Origin of the sequence: Sphingomonas aerolata (assembly GCF_023935825.1) — a bacterium.
GTDB lineage: Bacteria > Pseudomonadota > Alphaproteobacteria > Sphingomonadales > Sphingomonadaceae > Sphingomonas > Sphingomonas aerolata.
In genome coordinates this window covers 2,764,793-2,772,500 of record NZ_CP098762.1, presented here as the reverse complement: position 1 = coordinate 2,772,500, position 7,708 = coordinate 2,764,793, and the positions used below count along the sequence as shown (strand labels likewise).

Annotated in this window: 3 protein-coding genes, 1 tRNA gene and 2 rRNA genes (1 of these 6 only partly in view); 3 read left to right on the top strand and 3 right to left on the bottom strand. The window is 60.7% G+C overall.

Annotated elements, in window-relative coordinates:
* The 3 genes from NEF64_RS12495 to NEF64_RS12485 form a co-directional block, all read left to right on the top strand.
* A 23S ribosomal RNA gene (locus tag NEF64_RS12495) occupies positions 1-2,432 on the top strand; it begins 365 nt to the left of the window's first position.
* A gap of 221 nt (positions 2,433-2,653) precedes the next feature.
* A 5S ribosomal RNA gene (gene rrf / locus NEF64_RS12490) occupies positions 2,654-2,768 on the top strand.
* 82 nt (positions 2,769-2,850) lie between these two features.
* Positions 2,851-2,927 (top strand) — tRNA-Met (locus NEF64_RS12485).
* Between the two features lie 177 nt (positions 2,928-3,104).
* On the opposite strand, the gene NEF64_RS12480 is transcribed toward NEF64_RS12485, so the two are convergent.
* From NEF64_RS12480 to NEF64_RS12470, 3 genes are all read right to left on the bottom strand, one after another.
* Positions 3,105-3,245, bottom strand: coding sequence for a hypothetical protein (locus NEF64_RS12480; RefSeq protein ID WP_156360396.1), 141 nt, complete (start codon positions 3,243-3,245; stop codon positions 3,105-3,107).
* A 689-nt stretch (positions 3,246-3,934) separates the two neighbouring features.
* Positions 3,935-6,520 (bottom strand): cation-translocating P-type ATPase, encoded by a 2,586-nt coding sequence (locus NEF64_RS12475; protein WP_252573806.1) that lies wholly within the window; start codon positions 6,518-6,520, stop codon positions 3,935-3,937.
* Positions 6,521-7,336: a universal stress protein gene (locus tag NEF64_RS12470; protein ID WP_252573804.1), complete on the bottom strand. Its 816-nt coding sequence runs from the start codon at positions 7,334-7,336 to the stop codon at positions 6,521-6,523. It lies immediately after the preceding gene.
* Positions 7,337-7,708 lie beyond the last annotated feature (372 nt).

The following is a 7,708-nucleotide window of genomic DNA, read 5'->3' as shown; positions in this document are numbered from 1 at the left end:
TGACAGCCCCGTATACGAAAGTGAGAATTCAGGACTCGAGTAGGGCGGAACACGTGAAATTCTGTCTGAACATGGGGGGACCACCCTCCAAGCCTAAATACTCGTACATGACCGATAGCGAACTAGTACCGTGAGGGAAAGGTGAAAAGCACCCCGATGAGGGGAGTGAAACAGTACCTGAAACGGATTGCCTACAAGCAGTTGGAGGGCTTTTATGGCCTGACAGCGTACCTCTTGCATAATGGGTCTGTGACTTAATGTATCAAGCAAGCTTAAGCCGATAGGTGTAGGCGCAGCGAAAGCGAGTCTGAATAGGGCGCCAGAGTTTGATGTATTAGACCCGAAACCCGGCGATCTAGGCATGACCAGGATGAAGGTGCAGTAACATGCACTGGAGGTCCGAACCGATTAACGTTGAAAAGTTACCGGATGAGTTGTGTTTAGGGGTGAAAGGCCAATCAAGCCGGGAAATAGCTGGTTCTCCGCGAAAACTATTGAGGTAGTGCCTCGCACGAACACCTTAGGGGGTAGAGCACTGGATGGGCTAGGGGGTCGCGAGATCTACCAAACCTAACCAAACTCCGAATACCTAAGAGTGATATGCGGGAGACAGACGGCGGGTGCTAAGGTCCGTCGTCAAAAGGGAAACAGCCCTGACCTACAGCTAAGGCCCCCAAATCGTATCTAAGTGGGAAAGCATGTGGGACTTCCAAAACAACCAGGAGGTTGGCTTAGAAGCAGCCATCCTTTAAAGAAAGCGTAACAGCTCACTGGTCTAAACAAGAGGTCCTGCGGCGAAGATGTAACGGGGCTCAAGATACGTGCCGAAGCTTAGGGTGTGCCACTTATGTGGTACGCGGTAGCGGAGCGTTCCGTAAGCCTGTGAAGCGATCTGGTAATGGGTCGTGGAGGTATCGGAAGTGCGAATGCAGACATGAGTAGCGATAAAGAGGGTGAGATGCCCTCTCGCCGAAAGACCAAGGGTTCCTGCGCAAGGCTAATCCGCGCAGGGTGAGCCGGCCCCTAAGACGAGCCCGAAGGGGGTAGTCGATGGGAACCACGTTAATATTCGTGGGCCTGGTGGTGTGTGACGGATCATGTGTGTTGTCATCCCTTATCGGATTGGGATGGCTTCGAAATGGTTCCAGGAAATAGCCCCACCGTATAGACCGTACCCGAAACCGACACAGGTGGTCAGGTAGAGTATACCAAGGCGCTTGAGAGAAGTGTCCTGAAGGAACTCGGCAAATTGCCTCCGTACCTTCGGAAGAAGGAGGCCCTCACTATGCGCAAGCACTTTGAGGGGGCACAGGCCAGGGGGTAGCGACTGTTTAGCAAAAACACAGGGCTCTGCTAAGTCGGCTTCAAGACGACGTATAGGGCCTGACGCCTGCCCGGTGCCTGAAGGTTAAGTGGAGGGGTGCAAGCTCTGAAATGAAGCCCAGGTAAACGGCGGCCGTAACTATAACGGTCCTAAGGTAGCGAAATTCCTTGTCGGGTAAGTTCCGACCTGCACGAATGGCGTAACGACTTCCCCACTGTCTCCAGGACATGCTCAGCGAAATTGAATTCTCCGTGAAGATGCGGAGTACCCGCGGTTAGACGGAAAGACCCCGTGCACCTTTACTGCAGCTTCAGAGTGGCATTAGGAAGAAACTGTGTAGCATAGGTGGGAGGCTTTGAAGCATCGGCGCCAGCTGATGTGGAGCCATAGGTGAAATACCACCCTGTTTGTTTCTGATGTCTAACCTCGTTCCGTAAGCCGGAACAGGGACCCTCTGTGGCGGGTAGTTTGACTGGGGCGGTCGCCTCCTAAAGAGTAACGGAGGCGCGCAATGGTGGGCTCAGGACGGTCGGAAACCGTCTGTTAGAGTGCAATGGCATAAGCCCGCCTGACTGCGAGACTGACAAGTCGAGCAGAGACGAAAGTCGGTCATAGTGATCCGGTGGTCCCTCGTGGAAGGGCCATCGCTCAACGGATAAAAGGTACGCCGGGGATAACAGGCTGATAACCCCCAAGAGCTCATATCGACGGGGTTGTTTGGCACCTCGATGTCGGCTCATCACATCCTGGGGCTGGAGCAGGTCCCAAGGGTTTGGCTGTTCGCCAATTAAAGTGGTACGTGAGCTGGGTTCAGAACGTCGCGAGACAGTTTGGTCCCTATCTGCCGTGGGCGTCGAAATTTGAGAGGAGTTGACCCTAGTACGAGAGGACCGGGTTGAACATACCTCTGGTGTACCAGTCGTTCTGCCAAGAGCGCAGCTGGGTAGCTATGTATGGACGGGATAACCGCTGAAAGCATCTAAGCGGGAAGCCTCCCTCGAGATAAGATTTCATAGAGCCGTCGGAGACCACGACGTTGATAGATCGGATGTAGAAGTGCGGTAACGCATGGAGCTAACCGATACTAATTGCTCTATTCGCGCTTGAGAGTCTCACACCATCAATGACAACACTGGGTTCGCCCAGCGTCAAAGATGCGTGCGGATGATTAAGACGACGCCAGATTGCCAATCCCCTCGCCGTCGAGGGATTGGTCATAAATACCACTAACCTTGCACGGTATCGATTTTAAAACCCTCAAGACCCGTCGCAAGGCAGGCCTCGAGGGACCCAGATATCACAGTGACGCATGTCGCACCGGCTCCATTGCCTGGTGGCTATAGCGTCGGTGTCCCACCCGATCCCATTCCGAACTCGGCCGTGAAACCCGCCTGCGCCAATGGTACTATCGCTCAAGCGATGGAAGAGTAGGTCGTCGCCAGGCATTGAAGCCCGTGCGACATGCATCACACGATATCTAAACCCATTCACAATCTCATCTACCCTTACGTCCCTAACCGGACCGTCGCGGGGTGGAGCAGCCCGGTAGCTCGTCAGGCTCATAACCTGAAGGTCACAGGTTCAAATCCTGTCCCCGCAACCATCTTGATTTGCAACGCCTCCTCGGTCACATCCGCGGAGGCTTTTTGTGTTTCTGGACACATGCATAGCTCGAGCATTGACGCAAACTTGCCGCGAAGATGGATCGCAAGTACGCCGTTTTCCGGTTTCAACACCACGGTGTCGATCAGCGAACGGATGCGCTCGAACGCCTGTGCCTTCAGCGCATCATCCGGGAACACTGCGGTAAGCTGTTCGACCCTCTCGCGATAAAGGTATCGGCATAGACGATGTCGATACCGCTTGCCGCCACCGCTGCCACCAGCGCCTTCACGGTCGCGGTCGCGACTGCCTTGCGCACGGCATTATGCGGGCTCCGCGAGATCGCGTACCGGCAGGCGTGCAGGCTCCAGCGCGAGATCTTGCAGCGGAGAGGGCGGCTCGGACGACATCCCCCAACTGGTAACCGCCGTCAACACGTCTCCAACCTCCCCACAGGATTACGATCCATGCCGATTGATCTTCCTCTGTTCCCTCGATCAAACACGTCGCAATCCGTTAACCAACGGCCTTCGGTGCCACCGACGTAGCCGCATTCTTCGCGTAGCTGTGGTGCCAGAATATGCATCGGCGAGAACGACCCAAACCCGGACATTCGCGCATCCTCCCCCGCTACCCGACCTTGCACAATCGCTCATCTCCCCGATCACCACGTCCTCATGAGTATGGTGACTGGGAAGGAAACGACGACATCCGGCATTCTCGTTTAGCGCAGACGCAAATGATCTGCTGCCGTCATCCGACAAATCCTGCCTCCCATCGCTACATCTGATCGCATCCAAACGCCCCGTGGTCACAACTACGTGCACGGCGTTTGACCGCCGGCCGGAGCAGCCAAGCATGGTCGACTTCAAGAACTCCTAGCGATTGCAGATTAGAGGCGCGCCACTAAGCAAAGCGATCGCCCAGAAAACCCGGATGGTTCGTCTACCCAACAGAGCAAAGGTGGACGGGCAGGCCGGCGAGGGCTAATGCCTGAAAGAGCGTCGATCATTGCACGACAAGGGCGCGGCTGCCCAGATCGCTCCGCCTGCGCGGCGTCGCCTTGCGGATCAGCGGCTTGCACGCTTCGAGTATGGCGAGCAGCCCGATCCCCATGCCGAGCGCCAGCGTCATATCGCTCCAGGCGATCAGCCCGAACTTCAGCAGCATTTGCGCACGGGGCAGAAACAGGATCAGACCGGTTACGCAGACAATCGCTGCGACGACATAGCGGAGCGCTGCATTGTGGCGGACCAGCGCATCGCGCATCGACGCGCTGAACGACCGGTTGACCAGGATCAGCGCGAGGATTTCGGCGATCAGCGCAAAGAAGATTAACGCGCGAAGCTCGCGCTCCGGCATCCCGGCCAATTGCTCGATTAGAAACACTGCCGCCAGCATGGCGAAGGCAAGCCCGCCCTGGAACACGCTCCAGACAATCATCGGCACGGAGAACAGCGCCTCGGACGGCGCGCGTGGCGGGCGGCGCATGACGTCTTCCTCGTCCCGCTCGGCTTCGAACACGAGGGTGCAGACCGGATCGATCACCATTTCGAGCAGGGCGATATGGATCGGCCCGAACAGGATCGGCATGCCGAAGAACAGCGGCAGCAGCGCGAGCCCGGCGATCGGCACGTGCACCGCAAAGATGAACGCCATCGCCTTGCGGATATTGTCGTAGATCCGTCGGCCCAGCCGCACCGATTGGACGATCGCGCCGAAGTCGTCATCGATCAGTATGATTGCGGCGGCTTCGCGCGCCACGTCCGTCCCGCGCTTGCCCATCGCCACACCGATATGCGCGGCCTTGAGAGAGGGCGCGTCGTTGACGCCGTCACCCGTCATGGCGACGATCTCGCCTGCGGCCCTGAACGCGTCGACGATGCGCAGCTTCTGCTCGGGCATTATCCGCGCGAACACCGTCACAGATGGCAGCTGTGCCGCGAGATGGGCATCGTCGAGCGTCGTGAGGTCCGCGCCGGTCAGGACCTCGCCCTCGGCGATCCCCGCCTGCCGTGCGATCGAGCGCGCGGTCGCGGCATAATCGCCGGTGATCATCACGACACGAATTCCTGCGCGACGACACTCGGCGACTGCACCCGGAACACTGGCGCGGATCGGATCGGCCAGTCCGACCAGCCCGACCAGTTGATAGCGATAGCCGTGCTGCGTTTGCGCCCAGTCGCGATCCGGCGGTGCCGCGCTCGCGACGGCGAGGACGCGAATGCCGCGCACCGCCATGGCGTCGACCGCGGCGGTCATCGCTGCATGTTGATCCGGGGCAAGCGCGCACAGGCTGGCGATCGCCTCGGGCGCGCCCTTGGCCGCGATGCGCAGCGCGTCGCCGTCGTCCCACACGTTCGACATCGCCAGCAATTCGGGACGCAGCGCATAGGTGTGGACGAGCGTCCCGGTGGATGGCGACCGCGCCACGACCGCGGACCACGCGTCGTGCAGCGCGATTTCCATCGGGTCACTCGGAGCAATCGTACTGGCGCGCGCGGCGGTGGCGAGCAGCGCGTGATAGCCAGGCGTCACCGGCCTATTCCCCGCGAGCACGAGCGTCGCGGAAGAGGGCAACCAAAGCTCGCCGACCGACATGCGGTTTTCCGTCAGCGTGCCCGTCTTGTCGGTGCACAGGACCGTGGCCGATCCCAGCGTCTCGATCGCGGCCGCACGGCGGGTGAGCACGCCGACCTTGCCGATCCGCCACGCTCCCATCGCGAGAAACACCGTCAGGACGACGGGAAACTCCTCCGGCAACATCGCCATGCCGATCGCGATCCCGGCCAGCAGCGCCTCGATCCAGCCCCCGCGCAGCAGCCCGAACAACAAAACGACCAGCAGCGCGACCGCGCCGCCGCCGATCCCGCACCAGGTCACGATCCGGGTCGTCTCGCGGCGCAAACGCGGTACCTCGGTCTCCAGCCTCGCCAGCGACTGGCCGATCCGTCCCACCTCGGTGCGTGGCCCGATCGCGAGAACGCGTGCAAGCCCATTGCCGCGCGTGACGAGCGAGCCCGAATAGACGAAGGGTTGGCCTTCGCCACCTGGGCGGCGGGGCTCCGCGATGGCGGCATCCGCTGCCGGGAGCTTGCCCACGGGCAGCGATTCGCCTGTGAGGAGCGACTCGTCGGTCTGGAGATCGTCGGCGTCGAACAGCAGCGCATCGGCGGCGATCCGGTCCCCCTGTTCGAGCACGAGGATATCGCCACACACCACCTCGCGCGCGGCGATGAGCTGCCGCGCACCATCGCGGATGACCTGCGCACGCGGTGCGGAGAGATCGCGTAGCGCATCGAGCACATGCTCGGTGCGGCTTTCCTGGACCACCGTCACAACGATCGAAAACGTCGCGAAGGCGAGCAGGATCAGCGCTTCGGTAAGATCGCCGAGCAGCATATAGGCGACGCCGCCGGCGAGCAGCAGCGCCAGCATCGGCTCGCGCAGCACGTCCAGCGCGAGGCGCAACACCGAGCGTCGGTCGGCGCGCGGCAATTCATTGGGGCCGTCGCGTAGAAGCCGATCGGCGGCGACCACGCTGGACAGTCCGCTGCGATCGGCATCGACGGACAGCGTGGCCGTGCCGGGCATTCAGTGCGCCATGAGAACGGGCAAACGCGGATCGTCGATCAGACTGCGCGTGACGCCGCCGAGCACGATCTCGCGCATCCGTGAATGCGCAAAGCCGCCGACAACGAGAAGGTCGGCACCGCGATCGAGCGCGAAGCTGGTCAGCCGGTCCTGCGCTTCCCCGCTCCGTTCGAGCGCATGCCCCTCAACCCCGAAACCGTAGCGGTGCAACAGCGCGACGACCGGTTCGAGTGCGGTTTCCGGTTGATCGGCCAGACCGTGTTTGATCGCAACGACATCGATCCGCGCACCGGGCGCGGCGAGCCGGACGAGATTTTGCAAGGCGCGCATCGCAGTCGGCCCGGGCTTCCAGCCGAGCACGGCGTGACCGACGTTGCGGATCGAGCGGCCCGGCGGCAGCAGCAACAAGGGCGTGCCCGAGGCCATCAATACGGTCTCGATTGTCCGGCGGCGGAGCCAATCGATCGACCATGTCTCATGCGGACCGATCATGACGAGATCCGCGAGAGGCGCGCTGGCGCGGACGTCGCCCGGGATCCACCCGACATCGTCGCATTGCGACACGATCTCCGCTTGGCTGTCGGGCGGCAGGAGCGCGCGCAGGCTGCTGGCATGGTCGCGGACCAGTTGCCGCAGTTCGCTGGACAATGTGTACACCGTGCCGAACGGGGCAAGATTAGGCGACAGCATGGGAGCCGCGGTCAGGACATCGAAGATCATATGCGCCTGCCGGTGGTCGGCTACGCCAAGGACCGCGTCGATAAAGCTGCCACCGCGTACGGGGCCCTCCACGATTGCGAGAATTGTCTTGATCATGGCCACCTCGCTAGATCGGGCCAGCTTAGGTCACGGATCATGGGCTAGATTTACGTAGTTTACGCAGAGGCAAGCCGCGACGCGTTGCGATCGTCTCGGCCAGTCACGCCTCCCGCGCTTCGGCGTAGGGGTCGCTCTCGTAGGAAAAGAGCAGTCGGCGTGTGTGGGCCAGTCTACCGGACGAAGTAAGCGAGCATTGACCGATATGCGCACAAACGACCTGGATACCAATTTTTCGAAAGGCATCTAAGGTACCAGCTGCCTCGAACCACAGACGGGTCACTCCCAGGCGGCTCGTAAAAGTCTGGCTTTCGCAGGGGTCGGTCCGAGATCTGACGATACCCTGAGGCTCCAATCGACGCGCTGAGCGGG